Here is an 18212-nt window from a genome sequence, read left to right on the forward strand (position 1 = left end):
TTGTCTTCCTTAATGTTTGCTAGTGCTGAAAAAACGTTTCGGTTCGAGGTCCGCGACGCGTAGTTAAAGCCTTACGCGTCGACCAGGTCGTCGAGCCGGAAACGTGCGATGCGGTAGATCTGATCGAGGCTGGCGCGCAATTCATCCGCGCGGCCGTTGTTCACGCGCGCCTCGAAGTTCGCGATGATGCCGTGGCGGTCGTAACCGCGCACCGCGAGGATGAACGGAAAGCCGAACTTCTCGCGATAGGCGCTGTTCAACGCCACCAGCCTGTCGAATTCTTCCTGCGTGCACTGGGCAAGGCCAGCGCCGCTCTGCTCACGCGTGGATTCGGCCGTCAACTCGCCGCGCACCGCAGCCTTGCCGGCGAGCTCCGGGTGGGCGTTGATCAACGCCAGTTGCTTCTCTTCACCGGCAGTCTCGACGATGTACGACATCTTGCGATGCAATTCGTCGATGCTGGCAAACGGCCGTTGCTGGGCGGCGATTTCCGCAACCCACGGCGAGTGCTCGAAAATGCCCGACAGCGCCGCGACGAACGCGTCGGTCGAGGTGCTGTTGAGTTGGTCCAGAGTGTATTGCATCGCCTTCATGCCGCTGCCCCGCGGTTGTTTTGTTGGTAAGGGTGATGTTCGCGCCAGTGCCGCGCGATATCGACGCGCCGCGTCACCCACACGCGATCGTGCTGTTCGATATGGTCGAGAAAACGTTGCAATGCGCGGAAACGCCCGGGGCGGCCGAGCAGGCGGCAGTGCATGCCGATAGACAGCATCTTCGGTGCTTCGTCGCCTTCTTCGTACAGCACGTCGAATGCGTCGCGCAGGTACGTGAAGAAATGGTCCGCGGTGTTGAAGCCTTGCGGGCTCGCAAAGCGCATATCGTTAGTGTCTAGCGTGTACGGCACGATCAGTGAGGGGCTCTTTGCACCGCCCGTCACTTCGACATCCATCCAGAATGGCAGATCGTCGCCGTAGTAATCCGAGTCGTACAGGAAGCCGCCGTGTTCGGCGACCAGACGATGCGTATTGGGACTGTCGCGGCCGGTGTACCAGCCGAGCGGCCGCTCACCCGTAATGCGCTCGATCGCTTCCATGCCGAGGCGCATGTGTTCCGCCTCTTTTTCCGGCGACACGTCCTGGTAGTGAATCCAGCGATAGCCGTGGCAAGCGATCTCATGACCGAGCTCGACGAAGGCGCGCCCCAGATCAGGATGCCGTTCGATCGCCATGCCGACGCCGAACACCGTGAGCGGCAGGCTGCGCTTTTCGAATTCGCGCAGGATACGCCATACGCCTGCGCGCGAGCCGTATTCGTAGATCGATTCCATGCTCATGTGACGAGCCGGATAAGACGCCGCGCCAACGATTTCCGACAGAAACTGCTCCGAGCCCGGATCGCCGTGCAGCACGCAATTCTCACCGCCTTCTTCGTAGTTCAGGACGAATTGCACCGCGACGCGCGCTCGACCCGGCCAGTTCGCCTGCACCGGGTGGCGGCCGTAGCCGATCAGATCGCGTGGATAGTTCGAGTCGAGTGGCATGGTTTGACGAAAGCGTGATGACGGTACGTAAAATTCGCGTAGAACTCACGTGACATGCACGTGGGGTTTGCGTGGCGTTGCATGCGTTTGCGTGCGTTTGCGTTATTACGGCATGCCGGCGCGGGCGAAAACAGGCCTGAACAGCGGCACCAGAAACAGTAGCAAATCGTGTTCGGGTACCAACGCCGAGTGGGACCAGTGTAGCGAAAACACCCGGGTGCGCCCATACACCCGGGCAGATAGTGCGTGTCAGACGGGATGTATGTGCGAATCCGGTCCCACTGGGCGTTCTGTGGTGTTTACCCGCAGTAAACCGGTCGAATTTGCACTTTCCACGGCGCTTGCGGCCGAATCGCGAGGCGGCCGGGGATTTGGGTCCGCATCAGCCGGACTGAAGGCTTCCAGCGCGCCGTCGTAGCGCTTGGCCAGCGGCCGGGCATAGTCACCCCGCTTGGCCGTCGACAGCCGTAGCGCGACCAGCGCCTCGGTCCATTTGACTGCCGCCGTCACGCCCTCGATCACCGGCGCGCCCAAGGCATCTTCAATCTCCGCGCACAACTCGGCCATGCCGGCGCAACCGAGCACGATCGCATCCGATCCGTCCTCCTCCAGCGCGCGCCGGCATTCATCGAGGATGATGCGGCGCGCCGCCGAGCCGGGCTTGTCCAGATCGAGCACGGCGACGTCGGTGGCGCGCACGTTGCGGCAGAACCGCTTCATGCCGTAGCGCTCCGCGAGATGCCACGCCATGCCGCACGTGCGCGCCAGCGTGGTCACCACCGAAAATCCCGGCGCCAGCACGCTTGCCGCATGCATCGCCGCTTCGGCAATGCCGATCACCGGACCGCGCGCCAACTCCCGTGCCGCGTACAAACCGGGGTCGCCAAAGCAGGCGATCACGTAACCGTCGCAGCCCTCGCGCTCACCGGCGATGATCTCGGCCAGCAAGCCGGGCGTCGCGAGCGCTTCGTCGTAATAGCCTTCAATCGACGGCGGCCCCATCGTGGGATTCACCGCAATCACTTCAGTGCCGGGCGCGGCGACTTCGCGTGCGCAGCGGCCCATGGCGTCCGTCATGCGTTGCGTCGTATTCGGATTGATCAGTTTGATGCGCATATCGACTCCTGTTGCAGCACGGGCTCAGCGAGCCAGCACACGGTAGAACACTGCACCCAATCCAGCCCCGATGAACCACGAAAAATTGGCTAGCCCGTCGAGCGTCGGCACCATCACGCAGATCACCGCGATGAGCGCAGCCGGCAACAATGCAGCCACGGCTCGGTAGTTGACACCGTTGGTGTACCAATATGAACCAGCCGGCGAAACCGAGTAGAGATCATCAAGCACGACCTTCTGACGCTTCACGATAAAATAATCAACGATCAGGACACCATACAAAGGTCCGATGAAGCTGCCGAGCACATCGAGCGTGTAGTGAATCACAGCCGGGTTATTGAACAGGTTCCACGGTGTGATGAAAATCGACGCCACGGCCGCGAGCATGCCGCCCGCACGCCAGCTAATCAGACGCGGCGCGACGTTCGAGAAGTCGAAAGCCGGCGAAACGAAATTAGCGACGATATTGATACCGATGGTTGCGATCGTGAAGGTCAATGCGCCGAGAATCACCGCGGTCGGATAGTCGATATGGCCCACCGTTTCTACCGGGTCCGTGATCAATTCGCCAAATACCGGCAGCGTCGCCGCGGTCGTGATCACCGTCACCAGCGAGAAGGCGAGGAAGTTGACCGGCAGGCCCCAGAAGTTACCGCGCTGCACACTGCGAAAGCTCTTGCCGTAGCGGGAAAAATCGCCGAAATTCAGCATCGGTCCGGAGAAGTACGAGACCACCAGTGAGATTGCCGTGATCATCACCGGCACCACTTGCATGCCGTGGTATTTGACACCGCCCAGGTTGATGCCGATGTTTCGCCATCCTGCGCGATACACCATGTAGCCCGCGAGAATGAACATCACCACGTAGACCGCCGGACCGGCGAAGTCGATGAACTTCTTGATGGTCTCCATGCCGTGCCAGAACACGAGTGCCTGCAAGACCCACAGCAACATGAAACCGGCCCAGCCCAAGGTGGAGAGACCCATGAACCCATGGTGATGCACATCCGCGTACGGCAACAGTTGCGGAACGAACTTCAGCACCACGATCACCAGCGCGCTCGAAGCCAGATAAGTCTGGATTCCGTACCATGCTACCGCGATCAAACCGCGAATCACGGCAGGGATATTCGCGCCGAGCACACCGAACGTCGCGCGGCAGGCCACCGGATAAGGCACGCCGTTCGCCTGACTCGGTTTGGCAATCAGATTGCAGAGTACGTTGACAATGGCAATGCCGACCAGCAGCGCGATCAGGACCTGCCAGCTTGTCAGCCCAAGTGCGAACAGACTGCCCGCGAACACATAACCGCCGACGCTGTGCACGTCCGACATCCAGAACGCGAAGATGTTATAGGCGCCCCAGGTTTGATGGCGCAGCGGCGCGAGGTCTTCGTTGTACAGCCTCTCGCTGTAGCCTGCGGGCATCGACGGATCGCTGGGCGCGCCACCGTCTCCGTAAGTGGGAATGGCGGGATTGCCGGGCGCTACACTAAACTGAGCCATGTTTCCTCCTTGGGATAGGGACCATCGATAGCAAATCGAAGGACGTTGCATCGGCCAAGCCAGTTGCCTCTCCTCGATCTGGAAACAGGAGGTTCGAACCGACCAATTGACCGTGCCGCGGATGTCTCTGTACTTGATGTACTTGTGGTTATCGCACCGCCTGTAGCCGCGGATTCCCGGCGATGCGTTACTACTCCAAGGCTGTCATCCCATGACGGCCACGCGTGCGCAAGCCGGCAGCGCTCACGTCGAGCCGCCTTGCAACGCCTGATTCGGTTCAGTGCGGCGCGCACCAGCAACGAGCGCGCACCGGCCGCCTGCCTCAGCCTGGCGCGGACTTGGGTCCAGGTGCTTCCTTCGGTGCGCCGTTGAGTGCACCGAACACTTCATGCAGATCGGCCGCGCCACGTGCGGGGCGGTCCAGCATCTTCAACTCGACGCTTTGCAAATGGCGCGACATAAGTGCCGCCGCCTCTTTTGCATCGCCGGCGTCGAGCGCGGCGAGAATCGCTTCGTGGTCTTCGAACGAGCAAGGGCTGCGTCCGAGCGACTCGTATAGTGCCGAAATCAGCGTGGAGCGCGCCACCAGTCCGTTCAGGCAATCGCACAGCACCGTGTTGCCGGTGAGCCCGGCCAACTCGGTATGGAACTCACCCGACAGGCGAATCCATGCCGGAAAATCACGTGTTTCGAACGCTTTGCGTTCGCGGCCGATCATGCTGCCGATGCTCTTCAAGCGGCGCATGCCATGACCGCCGCAAATCTTTTCAACCACAGCCAGTTCAATAATCCGACGCATTTCGAACACTTCATGCACTTCCTGCAGCGACGGACTAGCGACGAACGCTCCACGATTCGGCTCGAGATCGACGAGATGATCGGTCGCCAGTTGCGCGAGCGCCTGCCGGATCGGGCCACGCTTCACACCGAATACTTCGCACAACTGTGCTTCTGTCAGTTTCGCGCCAGGAGCGAGCCGATGCTCGAGGATCGCGGCGCGGATGCGCTCGGCGATCGCTTCGGGTTTCGAACCATTCGCGGCTGCGGAGTCTGTGTCGGACATGATGTTCGTCTCTGTATGTTGGTCATCATAGGATGGACATAAAGATTGTCAACAATTTTTGCTTTGAATTTCGACAATCTACGTCGTTGGCCTGAGCTGCGAGTCCGCGGACACGCCGTGCAGGCTATGCTCAGCTTTACTACCAGTTTAATTAATCTATAGGGTGGCCGTCTATTGGAGACGATTTTTGTCAACAAAGTGGGAGACCTTCATGGGACTGATCTACTAGGAAGCGCCTTAATAAATTGACCGTTAGTTGCGTTATTGATTCGAAAAGAAAGCGGACAAACGCCCGCTTCATTGCCCCCCGCCGTTTCAGGCGAGGGTCGGATAGCCCGATAACGTCAGTTTGAATCCATGCGCGTGGGCGACGAGGTGCGCGTCCGCGCCAACCGGCAGCGTCAGCATGTTGGGAATGTGGCCGAATTGCAGACCGGTGATGACCGGAATTCCAATCACCGACCTCACCTGCTCGATCATCGTGTGCAGGTCGTAGCCGTTGTCGTACTCGTACGATTTACCGCCGGAGAAATCGCCCAGCACAAGCGCCTGCTGCTGCGCGAGAATGCCCGACAGGTGCAACTGATAAAGCATCCGCTCAAGCCGGAACGGCTGCTCGTTGACATCTTCGAGGAACAGAATGCCGCCCTGCACTGGCGGCATGTACGGTGTGCCGATCAGCGAAGTCAGCACTGCCAGATTGCCGCCCCACAACATACCCGTGACGTCGGCAGTCTGCGCTTGCGGCGCATTGCTCGTCACCGTCATGGTCGGCCTGGTCAGCGCGGACCAGAAGTGCTGCATGGTGAATTCGCTCAGATCTTCCGCGCCAAAATCGCTCATCAACATCGGGCCGCCGAAAGTTTTCACACCGGCGCGCGCCAGCAAAGCAAGCTGTATCGCGGTGAAATCGCTATGGCCCACCAGCGCAACCGGCTGATCGGCCAGCCGCCGTTGCAGCCCTTCGTAGTCGAGTCCGTGCAGGATACGCGCCGCGCCATAGCCACCACGCACGGCTAGCACGATGTCGGGCAACTCACGCGAGGGGTCGGCCAGCCGGTTCAGATCGGCGGCACGCTCGCCGTCCGTGCCGGCGAAGCGCTGGTAGCGGCGCCTTGTCGCCTCCACACCCTCAACGCGATGCCCCTGCGCATGCAAGCGATGCAATGCGCGATGCAGCACCTCGGCATCATGCGGATATCCGGACGGCGCGATCAACTCAATGGTGCGATGGACGGTCATTGGCAAGACCTGTTGGACGTTGTTGTTTTAGAGCGGCTCGGCCGATCCCGGTTCGCGGCGTGCTGCGCTGTGCGCTTCGGAGTCGCCGGTGCGTGCTTCACCATGCACTTCGACATGCGCTTCGGGGTGTGCTTCGCTGCTTGCTACGGGGTGTGCTTCGCCGCTTGCTTCGCTGCCTGCTACGACGTGTGCTTCGCCCCGTGCCGCCACGCGTGCCGCACGGCTTGCGCGCCGCCGCTCGGCAAAGAACGATTTGAGCGCGTCGCCGCATTCGGTTTCGAGCACACCGCCCGTCACTGTGGTGTGGTGATTCAACTGTGGATTCGCGAATGCGTCGACGACACTGCCGCACGCGCCGGTTTTCGGATCGCGCGCCCCGAACACGACGCGGGCGATGCGTGCGTGCATGATCGCACCGGCGCACATCAGGCAAGGTTCCAGCGTCACGTAAAGCTCGCAACCCGGCAGACGGTAGTTTTCGACGGCTTGCGCGGCTGCGCGCAATGCGATCATTTCCGCATGCGCCGACGGGTCGTGCGCACCGATCGGATGGTTGAACCCTTTAGCGATGACTTCGTCGCCCCGCACGAGAACCGCGCCAACCGGCACTTCGCCTGCGGCGCGGGCTTCTTCTGCGGCAGCCTGGGCGAGCGCCATGAAGCGACGATCGCGCTCCGAGACAGGCGGCGGTACGGGCGATTCGTCTGGTGTGGGTGTATCGATCAGCGTAGTGGCGGCAGCCGTGGGAGTCAGATCACTCACCACGGGTGCTGGAGTATCGGGACCAACGGTTCCGGCCTGAGCAGCCGAAAGTGTGACCGCCTCGGTCAATTCACCAGAGTCGCCCGGCTCCGGACCCGGCGCGGCGGGACGGGCAAGCGGCTCGCTCACTGCGAACCCGCATCGGCCATATTGAGGTTGCCGGCACGTTCCGACAGCCGCTCGGCAATGCGGCGGCAGTATTCGCGCGGCAGGACCAGCGGGCCGCCGCGCAGCGATTCAAGCGCCATATAGAGCGCCAGCATGCGCGCCTGAAGACGGCAGCGGGTGGCCTGATCGCTCACGGCATTCAGATCCGCTTGCAGGTCGCGCAAGGCGCGCAGCTGCTCGACAGCCGGCGGCACGAAGCCCGCATTCTTCAGAATCCGGTTGGCGACGCGCACTTCCTCAGGGACAAGTGCATCGTCCTCCAGAGGCAGCGGCGCACCCGCGCCCGGCAAATCATCGAACTCACCGCGCGCGGCTGCGGCGGCAATACGCTGTTCGACTAACGCATCAAGCAATTTCATCTGCAGTCCACTACGTTGCGGCCCAAGCATTCTATCAGGGAGCGCGCGCCGGTTCTGGCTGTCTGACCGACGAATCCCCCTGGTTTTCAGATTTTGCGTATTTGAGGGACACCTGGCGTGGATTAGGGTGGAGGGTTGCCGGCGCCGACGCTTCGTGCCGCAAAAAACTTACAATCATCTTTCACCATGCAGCGCAAAAACGGCCGCTCACAACTGCCCTGCTCCTTGAATTCCATTTAAGCCATGCAATCCGGAACCACTAACCACCGCTTCGACACTGCATTTCCCGCTTGCGCCAGACGCTTCGATCCGTGCCCCATCGTATCGGCTGCACGACCTCAAAATCCCGCTTTCAAGCGATATCTACGCGTGGCATTGGCGGCGTTTGCGATGTCGGCCGCGTTATCAGGCTGCGGCGTGTTCTGCGGTGGTGCGGGCGGGAGCGGTGGCGCATTCGCCGGCGGTTGCGCGACCGGCATGCGATTCTAGTCCAGCGCACCTCAACGCATGGGCTTCACGACAACCGCCGCGAAGCCAGTACTACGGTCATCCGGCCGCCAACCGCCAGCGCGCCAGAACGACATGTCGGGTCCGTCCGAGCAGGCTGTGGACCAGCGCAAACTCGCGCACATTCCAACTGACGGCCTCGACAGGACGCTTCGCGATCCAGGGCATGCCATAAGCGAGAGTCACGTGCGGGGTGTATGAGGTATTTGACGAGACCGCACGATTCCCAAATCCAGCGTCTTGCAATGCCACTGCAAGTGCCTCATGAAGCGTGTGGAGCCCAACGACACCCTCGCCTCCACTCAACACCAGCGGCCCCGGCCGTGGCCTCAGCGCAAAACTGAGGGCATTGTCGAACTCGACGCTAAAAGGCGCCATCCTGATCGACGCGGCCGCGCTCATGGCCGCATCTACCCGCGCCGACGGCAAACCGCCCGCGAAATTCCCGAGGTGCAGCAACGTGACGTGCAAACGGTTGGCCGCGAGAGGCTTGCTCTTCGAGCGCGTCTCCCCGCAGAGCTGTTGCGCCAGCTTCGAGATGCTCGCCGCAGTATGCGCATCTGGAAAGACGGCGAAGAACAGGCCGTCTGTCGGCACAGGTGGCGCCTCGAGTCCGGGCAGCCAGAGTTGCTCAGGCATGGCGCGCCTGAATCGGTGACGCAAACATTTAGAAGAATCCCCTCTCATCGATGTCGGCTTGCCCGCGCATCTGAAAATTTTCGCAGATCGACGGCACGACGCTCACCACGTCCGTTCACGCCCAAAAACGTTGCACTCACTGGGCGCACGCATACGCATACGCATACGCATACGCCCAATACTGTACATTCATACAGTAGTGTCGGCAACGTGGAATTTGCAGACGGTACAGTCGCGACGGTCGTAACGCGCGGCACCACGGCCACTCAACGCGGCGCTACTGAGTGAGAAAGTCCGTCTGGGGACGATTTGGACGCGCCGTTCGAAGTGGAAGGCGGTTGCGCGATCGCGACTTGTCATCCGTCGTTCGCGCTGAGGCAACAGGGCAGGACAGTGATAGGCGTCGCGGGTCGCTCCTATCCCGCATCACCGTGCGATTTCGACCGCGGGCTCAACCAGGAATGGAATCGACGTTAGCAACGCGCCCGCGCTCTCACAAGCATAAGTGCCCACGCAACACCCCGCCCCGGCAAACCCTCAAATCAACTCCATCTTCGAGGTCAGGTAAGTCAGCTCGATCCGGTTCGCCACGCCAAAGCGCTTACGAAGTTTGCGCAGGTGGTAATCAACGTTATGCGCGCTCGTGTCGAGTCTTCTGCCGATTTCCTTATCGGATGCGCCTTCGGCGATTCCGGTCAGCAGTTTCTGCTCGAATACGGTGAGCCCGTGCGCTGCGTGTTCGCGCGCTGCTGAGATCAACTTCGGCGAGCCGAACTTATGCACCGACAAACCGATCGACAACGCCTGCTCCACGGTGGCCCGTGTGATCCATTCGCGACTGCGGCGCGGCGCCGTAAAGCTCATGAAGGCGTGCAGCCGCGTGCCCGGCATCGCCATCGAATACATGATCCCGCTGCACATGCCGTCGTCGCGCATGGTGTGCAGAAAGTCGTCGAGTGCCTCGGGTGGAGCCGGCACATCTTGACCGCTATGCCCGCGCAAGTTGCGCAGATCCCACACGATCGCCATATTGCAGCGGCGTGCGCCGAAGGTGCGCGGATCGACATCCACGTGATGGCGATCCACATACTCGCCGCGATAAGCCGAGGGCGTGAACGCCTCGTGCAAAAAGAGCCGCTGCACGCCTTCGCGGGAATATTCGAGCGCGAAATAAGCAAACGTCGAGAAGCCCGTCAGATGTAGCAGGCTCGCGACGATGCGCGTGCGCTCCGCTTCGCTCTGCGCACTGGCCAGCATGTCGGCCACGCCGAGGCGCGGCGCATCTTTCTGTTCGACTGCCGCCGGTTTCGAGTCGTTGTACCAGACCACCGGAATCGAATTCGCGCGCTGCATCGCGCCGCGCGCAACGCTCCCGGCACCCGCAGCGCTCGCCGCCGGCAGGATGTCAACAGGGTGATCTTCGCTTAGCGCAATGTCGGACATCGGTTCCTCACCACGGCGGCGCAGCGACGCAGATTTCGCTCGGTACGAACTACGGCGCGAAAAATAGCGACGAGATGAATGGAAGAAAAACGTTGCGGCGCGCAGGGTTTTTAAATTGCCGCTGATCGTTCGTGAAACATATCGTAATATCAATGCCGAACGATAGCGCAAGCAAAGCGCGTGTGGAAGAAGCAATAAAAAAAGACCAGGGATGTGCCGGGGTTTGATTCGTAGTCCACTAGAAAAAGAGGAATCCCACCCCAATGACACCGTCAGACGGCTCTCCCGTGGTCGAATGGTTCTCGCAAGCCGATGTGCTTGCCTACCTGCAGCCGCATCACAATGCAGGTGTCGCCCAGGACACTACGAAAAATCGCACGCCTGATCATTTCGTTTTTACCGACCTCATTACCTCAGCCGGAAAATTCGACCCATCCCTGATCGACTTCAGCGAATATCGCACGCAGTTGCGAGACGCAGGCTTCAGCACCTTGAGCTACGGCGCCTTCGAAATGATCGGCCGCCGGGTGCTACACGCGCATCTGCTGCGCGACCTCGCGCCGGTCTCGTTCGCGCAGCCGTACTTCGAGGGCATGTGGTATGAGGTCGATCCACGCTTCGCCGAAGTGCAGCAAAGCGGTTTCCCCGTGGCGTGGCGGCTCGCCCGCATCGACGAAGACGCGCAACGCAGCGGCGACCGGCGCAAGCTCGCACTCGTCGCGGCACTGCGCGCGCATGCAATGAATAGCGGCGTGATCTTCAGCCTGTCGGCCCCGCAACTCGGTCTGAGCGTCGGTGTCGGGCTCACCTCCGAACTGCACGACTCCGACTGGATCAACGATCGCGTGATCGGCACGGCGCTCGCTGTCAGCCTCGCCGTGCATCGCTTCGCGCAGCCGTTTCTCGAGGACCGTGTACGTGCCACGCGCGTCATCGCGCTAGAACCCGAACAGGAAGCGGTCCTCCGGCGGCTCGTGCAAGGCCTGTCCGATCAGGAGATCGCCGACGCACTGCGGACCTCGCTGCACAAGGTCAGTTATCACATCCAGATGCTCGAACGCATCTTCAACGTGCAGAACCGCGCGCAACTCGCCTATCTGGCCGCGCGGCGCGTCGTAGTGTAGGCCTCTTTGCGACGGCGCTGCTGCGCCGTTTGGGCGTTTCGTAGTCGGGCGCGCCACGAACCGCCAAAGTGTCCCGAACGCTACGAGGTGCCCCCGATTCTCTCCTGACTGTCCCCGCTAAACTCGATCGCAACCGGATACCTGAGGGCGTCGGCTTGCGCGTGCTCCACGCAAGCCGTCCCGCTCTGTGCCGAGCGATGCACTCGCATCCACGCAACGCCGACGCAATGCGTTGCGTGGTCCCGAACCGGATACACGGCCGGGCTATAAACCAGGGAGTCGATACTCGACGATGGCAGATCTGAAGGCGCTTCCGCGCGACTGGCTGCGGCTATTTCCGGCTGGCGCAAATGCGTCCGGCATGCGCCGCGCCGCGTCGCCACGCGCCGATCTGTTCCTCGCGGCGTTCATTGTCGCCGTGATCGCGCTCTTCATCCTGCCGCTGCCGCAAGCCGCGCTCGACGGAATGATTTCGCTGAACCTCGCGATCAGCGTCGTGTTGCTGACAGTGTCGACCTATGTGCCTTCGGCGGTGAGCTTTTCGTCGTTCCCGGCACTGCTTCTGTTCACGACGCTGTTTCGCCTCGCGCTGAACATCGCGTCGTGCAAGCTCATCCTGCTGCACGCGAACGCGGGGCATGTGATCGACGCGTTCGGCCGGCTCGTCGTCGGCAACAACGTCGTCGTGGGTGGCGTGGTCTTTCTGGTGATCGCGGTCGTGCAGTTCATCGTCATCGCGAAAGGTTCGGAGCGCGTCGCGGAAGTCGGCGCGCGTTTTTCGCTCGATGCGATGCCAGGCAAGCAGATGAGCATCGACGCCGATCTGCGCGCCGGCATCATCAGCGCCGAAGAGGCGCGCGAGCGGCGCGAAAAGCTCGAGCAGGAATCGCAATTGCACGGCGCGATGGACGGGGCGATGAAGTTCGTCAAGGGTGACGCAATCGCCGGGCTCGTGATCGCGTTCATCAATATCGTCGCGGGTATCGCGGTCGGCACGCTGATGCACGACATGAGCATCGGCGAGGCGCTGCAGCGTTACGCGATCCTGACGGTGGGCGACGGCATGGCGTCGCAGATTCCCTCGTTGCTGGTATCGATCGCCGCCGGCATCGTGACGACCCGCGTCGCGACGCGCGACGCCCGTCAGCGTCAGTTGGGCGAGCAGCTTGGCGAACAACTCGGCGCGCACCCGCGTGCGCTGCTGATCGCCGCGCTCGTACTCGCCGGTTTCCTGATCGTGCCGGGCTTTCCGAAGTGGTCGTTCGCGCTGATCTCGGCGGCGCTCGGCACCTTCGCGATCGTTCAGATGAAGCGGCGCACCACGGCGCCGACCTTCAACCTGATCAGTATCACGGGCCGCGTCGGCGACGCGCAAGGCGAAGGGCAATCCGCGCGTGTGACCCATTCGGCGGGCGTCACGTCGCTGATCGCGGTGACGCTCGCGGCGGACCTGCGCGGCGCGCTGAACCTGGCGCAGTTGCAGACCTCGCTGTCGAGCGCGAAGGCGCGGGTTGACGCGGACATCGGCACGGTGTTTCCACGCATCTCGCTCGCCGACGACGAAACGGCGCCGGACGGCACCTACCGGATCTATCTGCAAGACGTGCTCGCCGCGCACGGTGCGCTCAAACCCGGCTGGTTCCTGTGGGATGGCGTGTCGCCGCTGCCGGAACAGGCCGAGCGGCAGCCCGCCGAAGCATTTGGCCCGTTTACAACGGCGTTGTGGATCAAGGGCGACACGGCGCAAGCCGAAGGCAAACCGCTCTCGAGCGAAGCGGCGCTCGGCGCGCATGTCGAACAGATCGTGCGGCAGCATGCCGACGAATTGCTCGGCATCCAGGAAACCCAGGCGCTCGTGCATCTGGCGCGGCGCGACCATCCGGAACTGGTCGGCGAACTGACCCGGCTCGTGCCGCTGCAGCGCGTCACCGAAGTACTGCGCCGCCTGCTCGCCGAACAGGTACCGATCCGCAATCTGCGCGTGATCTTCGAAAGCCTGATCACGTGGGCGCCCAATGAGCCCGACGACGTGATCGCGCTAGTCGAGCTGGTCCGCATCGACCTACGCCGGATGATCACCGACCGGCACGCGGGCGCGGCGCGCCAGCTGCGCGTCGTGCTGTTCGAACAGAACCTGCAGGAACGCATCGAGAAAGCGGTGATGCGTACCCGGCAGGGCAATTTTCTGGCGCTGCCGAGCGGCGTCAAGCAGGACATCTGCGAGCAGGTCCGCGCGATCGTCAATGCGTCGAGCGCGGCGCCGGGCGCGCACGGCAATGCACGGCTCGCGGTGATGATTGCGCTCGGCGCGCGCCGCTACGCGAAGTCGATTCTGCAGCCCGTACTGCCCGATCTGCCGGTGCTGTCGTATCAGGAGATCGAAGAGGACGTGCAGTTGCATACGGTGGGCTGGGTGAAAAATCCAGCCGACGACGGCACGCCAGGCGCGGGCGCCGACGTGCGGACGGCAACGGGGGCCACGCCATGACGAGCTCCACGATTCTCGACTTGACGCAGCAGGCGCTGATGCTGGTGCTGCTGCTGTCGCTGCCGATCGTGCTGGTCGCCACCGTCACGGGTCTCGCGGTCGCGGTGCTGCAAGCCGTCACGCAGGTGCAGGACGCAAATCTCGGCATCGCCGTCAGGCTGGTCGCCGTGATGGTTGCGCTGGTGGTGTTGTCGGGATGGCTGGGGGGCGAGGTGCTGCGCTTTGCGCAGCAAGCGCTGACGCGATTGTTTGTTTCCACAACAGGTGTTTTCTGATGCGCCGACGTGCAGTTCCGTTCTCCTTCGACAGGCGGCGTGCGCAAGCCGCCGCGACGCTGCTGTTCGCTACGGCCCTCCTCTCCATGTCGCTGTTCGCGGCGCTGTCGCAGCCCGCGCGCGCGGCCGAACTGCGCTGGCGCAACCGGCCCTTTACCATCGTCGCGAATGGCCGCAAGATCGCCGACTTCATCCGCGAGCTCGCGTCGTCGCAAGGCGTGACGGCGGTCGTCGATCCGAAGGTGGACGGCGTCATCAGCGGCCGCTTTTCCGGCACGCCGCAGCAAACGCTCGACACGATCTGCTCGACCTACGGCCTCACGTGGTACTACGACGGCTCGTTCCTGTACATCGATCCGGCGGATCAGTCGCAAAGCCAGGTGATTCCGATCCCGCCGAATTCGGCCGGCGAAATCGGCCGCGCGCTCGAGACGATGCAGATCACCGACAAGCGCTTCGCGCTTGTCATCAACGACCGCGCGAACAGCATCTATGTGTCCGGTCCGCGCCGCTATATCGAACTGGTGCGGCAGGCGGTCGGCTCGGTCGGCAATCCGTCGTCGAACGGCCAGCTTGCGGACGTGCGCGCATTCCGGCTGCACTACGGCTGGGCCTCCGACTTCACCGTGAACCGCTCGGGCAAGGAAGTCGTGATCCCCGGCGTCGCGACGATGTTGAAGCGCCTGTACGGCAAAGGCGGCAACCACAGCAACACCATGCCGGTGAATGCGACGCTCGGCGCGGCCGCACGGCAAATGAAGCTCGGCTCCGGCGTGACGATCGCGGTGCCGCGTATCGAGTTTCCCGATATCGCGGGCGGCCCGTCCGCCAACAGCGGCTACGGCGCCTCGGGTCTGTCGACGGATGGCGTGAGTCCGTTCGCGAACAACGCGGGCGGCGGCGACACGCTGCCGCAGATCGAAGCCGATCCGGCGATCAACGCGGTGCTCGTGCGCGACCTGCCGGGGAACATGTATCGCTACCAGTCGCTCATCAACGACCTCGACGTGCGGCCGCGGATCGTCGAGATCAATGTGACGATCATCGATATCGACGAGAACTCGCTCGACAGCCTGGGCATCGACTGGCGCCTGCATACGTCGCATGGCGACGTGCAGATCGGTAACGGCTCAAGCCCGCTGAACGGCAACACGCAATACAACGGCAGCGGCAACCCGCCGCTCACGTTCGGCGTCGGCACGAGCGAACAGGGCCAGACGGGCACTTTCCTGCCAACCGGTATCGCGCTCACCGCTTCGATCGGCGGCTCGTTGCGCGACTATCTGCTGACCCGCGTCAACGCACTCGCGCAGAACGGCAACGCGGAGCTGCATTCGAAGCCGAAGGTGCTCGCACTCGACAACACCGAGGCCATCCTCGAAAACCTCACGCAGTTCTACGTGCAGGTGCAGGGCTACCAGGATTCGTCGCTATACAGCGTGACGACCGGCACGAGCATCAAGGTGACGCCGATGATCGTCGACGACAACGCGGCGCAGCCCGCGAACGTGAGCGCAACGCCGGGCGCAAACCCGGAAAGCGTGATGATGTCGATCGACATCCAGGACGGCAATGTCGTACCCGGCCAGTCGGTATCGAACATCCCGGTCATCCAGCAACGCAACATCGTCACCAAGACGATGATCGATGAAGGCAAGAGTCTCCTGATCGCCGGCTTCAACAACGACCAGGTCCAGATCAACAAGAGCGGCGTGCCGTGGCTGTCGAACATTCCGTGGATCGGCAACCTGTTCAAGTACACCGACAAGACCGGCGACCACATGGAGCGTTTCTATCTGCTCACGCCGCGCGTGGTCAGCAACGCGTCGATGTATGCGCCGGACGGCGCGCCCATCAACCCCGGCGCGGGCAGCACGCCGGATGCGAACGGTATGTCGATGTACCGGCCGCCCGACAACGATATCGCCGTGCCGCTCACGCCCAAGCCGCTGCCCGGCTCGCGTTTCGGCCCGCCCCTGCCCCCGCCGCCGAAAGACCCGGCGTCGCAGCCGGCAGCGACGCAAAGCAGCGCCCAGCCAGGATCGCAAGCCGGTGCGCCGACCAGCCCGCCAACAGGATCGCAGGATCATGTCTTCAACCACCCTTGATCCGCACCGCACCGCGTTGAACGCGCCACCCGCGCCTGCGCAGGATGCCGCGGCGTCGCCGTGGAACCTGTGCTTTCTGAGCGGACCGATGTACGGCCGCACGATGTCGCTCGCGCGCGGCGCGAACTGGATCGGCACCTCGGCCGACTGCGAAGTCATCCTGCCCGATCGCGAGATCGGCGCGAAGCAGGTGTGCCTGCAGGTCGGTGCGCTAGCCGTGACCGTGCAAAACGTCGGCACGGAAAGTAGCGCGCCGGTGCTCTTCAACGACGAAGCGCTCGCCGCGGGCCGCCGTTCGCTGACGCCCGGCGACGTCGTGACAGTCGGCTCGATTCGCCTCGGCATTGCCCGCAATGCGCAGGCTGCCGCCGCGCTGCCCGCCGAAAGCGAGAAACCGTCTGCTGAACACGACACGGTGTGGCCCGGCTGGCTGGCCGGCGCGATGCGCCGCGTCGGCAGCCGCCGCTTCGTGCTGGTGCTGGCCGCACTGTGGCTCGGCGTGGCGCTGGGCGCGCTCGGCTACGGCCTGGTCGCGTGGTCGGGCAGTCTGCCCTGGCAGCAGGAATCGGCGCTTGCGCGCGTGCACCGGCTGCAGCAGGCGTTGCGCGTCTATCCGGAACTGAGCGTGGCGCCGCGTGACGACGGCGCGCTCGTCACTGGCTACGTGAAAGACGGCGCCGAGCGCGACAAGGTCGCGCAGATCGTCGCCGGTGTCGATAACGCGGCGCTCGGCAATCTGTATGTGGTGAGCGACCTGCTCGCCACCGCGCAAACCTATTTCAGCGATACGCCCCTGACCGTGTCGTATCTCGGCCGCGGCAAGATCGAACTCAGCGGCGACGCGCCGCGCACGCAGGTCGCACAGCGCATCCAGAACTACATGAAGGACGCGCGCCCCGCGCTCGAAGTCGTCGATCACGTGCATTACGACGACCCGGCGGCGCCGACGCACACCGGCATGCTGGGCGGCGCCGGTGGCATCCCCGAGATCGTCACCGTGTTCGCCGGCGACGGCGACCAGCGCTACATCGAGACCGCCGACGGCAGCCGCTATTTCGAGGGCGCGAAGATGAAACAGGGGCCGACCGTCGTATCGATCGGGCCGGATGAAGTGGTGTTCGACAGCGAAGGCCGCCGGATCACGATGCCGCTCGGCGGCAGTCGCGCCGGCGCCCCAACCGCGACACCGGACGGCGCCTCGACCGCGCTCGTGACGGGCGGCGCGGCGGCCGGCGTGGCGTTGCCGGCGGCCGGCTCGGGCGCGCTTCAAGCCAGCACGGCGGCACCCGCCTCGCTGGCGCCGAATGCCTCAGGCACACCCGCTTCAGCCGCACCGACGCGTGCGGCTAAAGCGCCGTAGGAGCAGCAGCACAGGTATCAACTATTCGCGTGCGGCGCGCCACGAGCGGCGCCTCACGCCACCCGACGCAGGCCGGCGCGTTCACCCGCAGCGCGGCGGCAGGCGAAAGCGGCGTACGGCATAAGGCCGTGCTGCCGAAGTCGTTGTTCACGCACCAAGGAGCTACACATGAGCACAACTCAACCCAGCGGCCCCGTCACCGATACCGGCGCCGTGCAGGACCAGGCCAACCAGTTGATCGAGGCACAGACGAAGCTGACCGAAATCCAGTTCCAGGTACAAAGCTCGACGAGCACCTTCCAGACCACCGGCGCGGTGACGTCGGCAGCCGGGACGGCCGCGTCGCAGGCAGCGGAGCATATCGGTTCGGCAGGCCGCTCCTGAGCCCGGGCGCTGGCCGCCCGCGCGTCGCGGGACCGCACCCGCCGGTGACAGTCATCGGCGGCGGGGTCGCGCACGTGCAGAGCGGCCGGTTGCCCGCGCTGTCCCATGCTATCCATAAGGAGAGCAGA

At 63.3% G+C, this 18212-nt stretch carries 16 protein-coding genes; 6 read left to right on the forward strand and 10 right to left on the reverse strand.

The window, feature by feature from the left end:
• Positions 1–71 precede the first annotated feature (71 nt).
• From uraD to PQR40_RS22830, 10 genes are all read right to left on the reverse strand, one after another.
• A complete protein-coding gene (gene uraD / locus PQR40_RS22785; RefSeq protein ID WP_408223433.1) occupies positions 72–593 on the reverse strand; it encodes a 2-oxo-4-hydroxy-4-carboxy-5-ureidoimidazoline decarboxylase in 522 nt (173 codons plus the stop codon).
• Entirely contained in the window at positions 590–1540 is a 951-nt protein-coding gene (puuE, locus tag PQR40_RS22790) for an allantoinase PuuE (RefSeq protein ID WP_408223435.1), read from the reverse strand. The genes uraD and puuE overlap by 4 nt, the downstream gene beginning before the upstream one ends.
• 249 nt (positions 1541–1789) lie before the next feature.
• Positions 1790–2656 carry an aspartate/glutamate racemase family protein gene (locus tag PQR40_RS22795; protein ID WP_408223437.1) on the reverse strand — a complete coding sequence of 289 codons (867 nt, stop codon included), beginning with the start codon at positions 2654–2656 and terminating at the stop codon, positions 1790–1792.
• 24 nt (positions 2657–2680) lie between these two features.
• The gene (locus tag PQR40_RS22800; RefSeq protein ID WP_408335846.1) at positions 2681–4162 is read right to left on the reverse strand and encodes an NCS1 family nucleobase:cation symporter-1; all 1482 of its coding nucleotides are present in this window, start codon (positions 4160–4162) and stop codon (positions 2681–2683) included.
• 322 nt (positions 4163–4484) lie between these two features.
• Complete coding sequence (locus tag PQR40_RS22805; protein ID WP_408509902.1) at positions 4485–5225, reverse strand: GntR family transcriptional regulator; 741 nt, start codon at positions 5223–5225, stop codon at positions 4485–4487.
• 315 nt (positions 5226–5540) lie between these two features.
• Positions 5541–6467: a muramoyltetrapeptide carboxypeptidase gene (gene ldcA / locus PQR40_RS22810; protein ID WP_408509903.1), complete on the reverse strand. Its 927-nt coding sequence runs from the start codon at positions 6465–6467 to the stop codon at positions 5541–5543.
• 27 nt (positions 6468–6494) lie between these two features.
• Entirely contained in the window at positions 6495–7193 is a 699-nt protein-coding gene (gene tadA / locus PQR40_RS22815) for a tRNA adenosine(34) deaminase TadA (RefSeq protein WP_408509946.1), read from the reverse strand.
• A 161-nt stretch (positions 7194–7354) separates the two neighbouring features.
• Positions 7355–7756, reverse strand: coding sequence for a DnaJ family domain-containing protein (locus tag PQR40_RS22820; protein WP_408335855.1), 402 nt, complete (start codon positions 7754–7756; stop codon positions 7355–7357).
• Between the two features lie 546 nt (positions 7757–8302).
• Positions 8303–8902 (reverse strand): 2'-5' RNA ligase family protein, encoded by a 600-nt coding sequence (locus PQR40_RS22825; RefSeq protein WP_408509904.1) that lies wholly within the window; start codon positions 8900–8902, stop codon positions 8303–8305.
• 537 nt (positions 8903–9439) lie between these two features.
• Positions 9440–10255 (reverse strand): helix-turn-helix transcriptional regulator, encoded by an 816-nt coding sequence (locus PQR40_RS22830; protein ID WP_408223839.1) that lies wholly within the window; start codon positions 10253–10255, stop codon positions 9440–9442.
• A gap of 353 nt (positions 10256–10608) precedes the next feature.
• Between PQR40_RS22830 and PQR40_RS22835 the strand changes: the two genes are divergently transcribed.
• The 6 genes from PQR40_RS22835 (at position 10609) to PQR40_RS22860 (ending at position 18084) form a co-directional block, all read left to right on the forward strand.
• Positions 10609–11469: a helix-turn-helix transcriptional regulator gene (locus tag PQR40_RS22835; protein ID WP_408389080.1), complete on the forward strand. Its 861-nt coding sequence runs from the start codon at positions 10609–10611 to the stop codon at positions 11467–11469.
• Positions 11470–11761: 292 nt separating this feature from the next.
• Positions 11762–13957, forward strand: coding sequence for a type III secretion system export apparatus subunit SctV (gene sctV, locus PQR40_RS22840; RefSeq protein ID WP_408509905.1), 2196 nt, complete (start codon positions 11762–11764; stop codon positions 13955–13957).
• Complete coding sequence (sctS, locus tag PQR40_RS22845; RefSeq protein WP_325043860.1) at positions 13954–14232, forward strand: type III secretion system export apparatus subunit SctS; 279 nt, start codon at positions 13954–13956, stop codon at positions 14230–14232. Before sctV ends, sctS begins: the two co-directional genes overlap by 4 nt.
• On the forward strand, positions 14232–16340 hold the full coding sequence (sctC, locus tag PQR40_RS22850; protein WP_408509906.1) for a type III secretion system outer membrane ring subunit SctC: 2109 nt from the start codon (positions 14232–14234) through the stop codon (positions 16338–16340). Before sctS ends, sctC begins: the two co-directional genes overlap by 1 nt.
• The gene (gene sctD / locus PQR40_RS22855) at positions 16321–17700 is read left to right on the forward strand and encodes a type III secretion system inner membrane ring subunit SctD (RefSeq protein ID WP_408223455.1); all 1380 of its coding nucleotides are present in this window, start codon (positions 16321–16323) and stop codon (positions 17698–17700) included. Before sctC ends, sctD begins: the two co-directional genes overlap by 20 nt.
• A 168-nt stretch (positions 17701–17868) precedes the next feature.
• Positions 17869–18084, forward strand: a complete 216-nt coding sequence (locus PQR40_RS22860; RefSeq protein ID WP_408223457.1) for a hypothetical protein — start codon at positions 17869–17871, stop codon at positions 18082–18084.
• The last annotated feature ends 128 nt before the right edge of the window (positions 18085–18212 follow it).

It is taken from the genome of Paraburkholderia sediminicola, assembly GCF_046026855.1.
GTDB lineage: Bacteria > Pseudomonadota > Gammaproteobacteria > Burkholderiales > Burkholderiaceae > Paraburkholderia > Paraburkholderia sediminicola_A.

Coding starts and splice junctions, on each gene's coding strand:
- uraD (WP_408223433.1), bottom strand. CDS start 593: ATGAAGGCGATGCAATACACTCTGGACCAACTCAACAGCACCTCGACC.
- puuE (WP_408223435.1), bottom strand. CDS start 1,540: ATGCCACTCGACTCGAACTATCCACGCGATCTGATCGGCTACGGCCGC.
- PQR40_RS22795 (WP_408223437.1), bottom strand. CDS start 2,656: ATGCGCATCAAACTGATCAATCCGAATACGACGCAACGCATGACGGAC.
- PQR40_RS22800 (WP_408335846.1), bottom strand. CDS start 4,162: ATGGCTCAGTTTAGTGTAGCGCCCGGCAATCCCGCCATTCCCACTTAC.
- PQR40_RS22805 (WP_408509902.1), bottom strand. CDS start 5,225: ATGTCCGACACAGACTCCGCAGCCGCGAATGGTTCGAAACCCGAAGCG.
- ldcA (WP_408509903.1), bottom strand. CDS start 6,467: ATGACCGTCCATCGCACCATTGAGTTGATCGCGCCGTCCGGATATCCG.
- PQR40_RS22820 (WP_408335855.1), bottom strand. CDS start 7,756: ATGAAATTGCTTGATGCGTTAGTCGAACAGCGTATTGCCGCCGCAGCC.
- PQR40_RS22825 (WP_408509904.1), bottom strand. CDS start 8,902: ATGCCTGAGCAACTCTGGCTGCCCGGACTCGAGGCGCCACCTGTGCCG.
- PQR40_RS22830 (WP_408223839.1), bottom strand. CDS start 10,255: ATGCAGCGCGCGAATTCGATTCCGGTGGTCTGGTACAACGACTCGAAA.
- PQR40_RS22835 (WP_408389080.1), top strand. CDS start 10,609: ATGACACCGTCAGACGGCTCTCCCGTGGTCGAATGGTTCTCGCAAGCC.
- sctV (WP_408509905.1), top strand. CDS start 11,762: ATGGCAGATCTGAAGGCGCTTCCGCGCGACTGGCTGCGGCTATTTCCG.
- sctS (WP_325043860.1), top strand. CDS start 13,954: ATGACGAGCTCCACGATTCTCGACTTGACGCAGCAGGCGCTGATGCTG.
- sctC (WP_408509906.1), top strand. CDS start 14,232: ATGCGCCGACGTGCAGTTCCGTTCTCCTTCGACAGGCGGCGTGCGCAA.
- sctD (WP_408223455.1), top strand. CDS start 16,321: ATGTCTTCAACCACCCTTGATCCGCACCGCACCGCGTTGAACGCGCCA.
- PQR40_RS22860 (WP_408223457.1), top strand. CDS start 17,869: ATGAGCACAACTCAACCCAGCGGCCCCGTCACCGATACCGGCGCCGTG.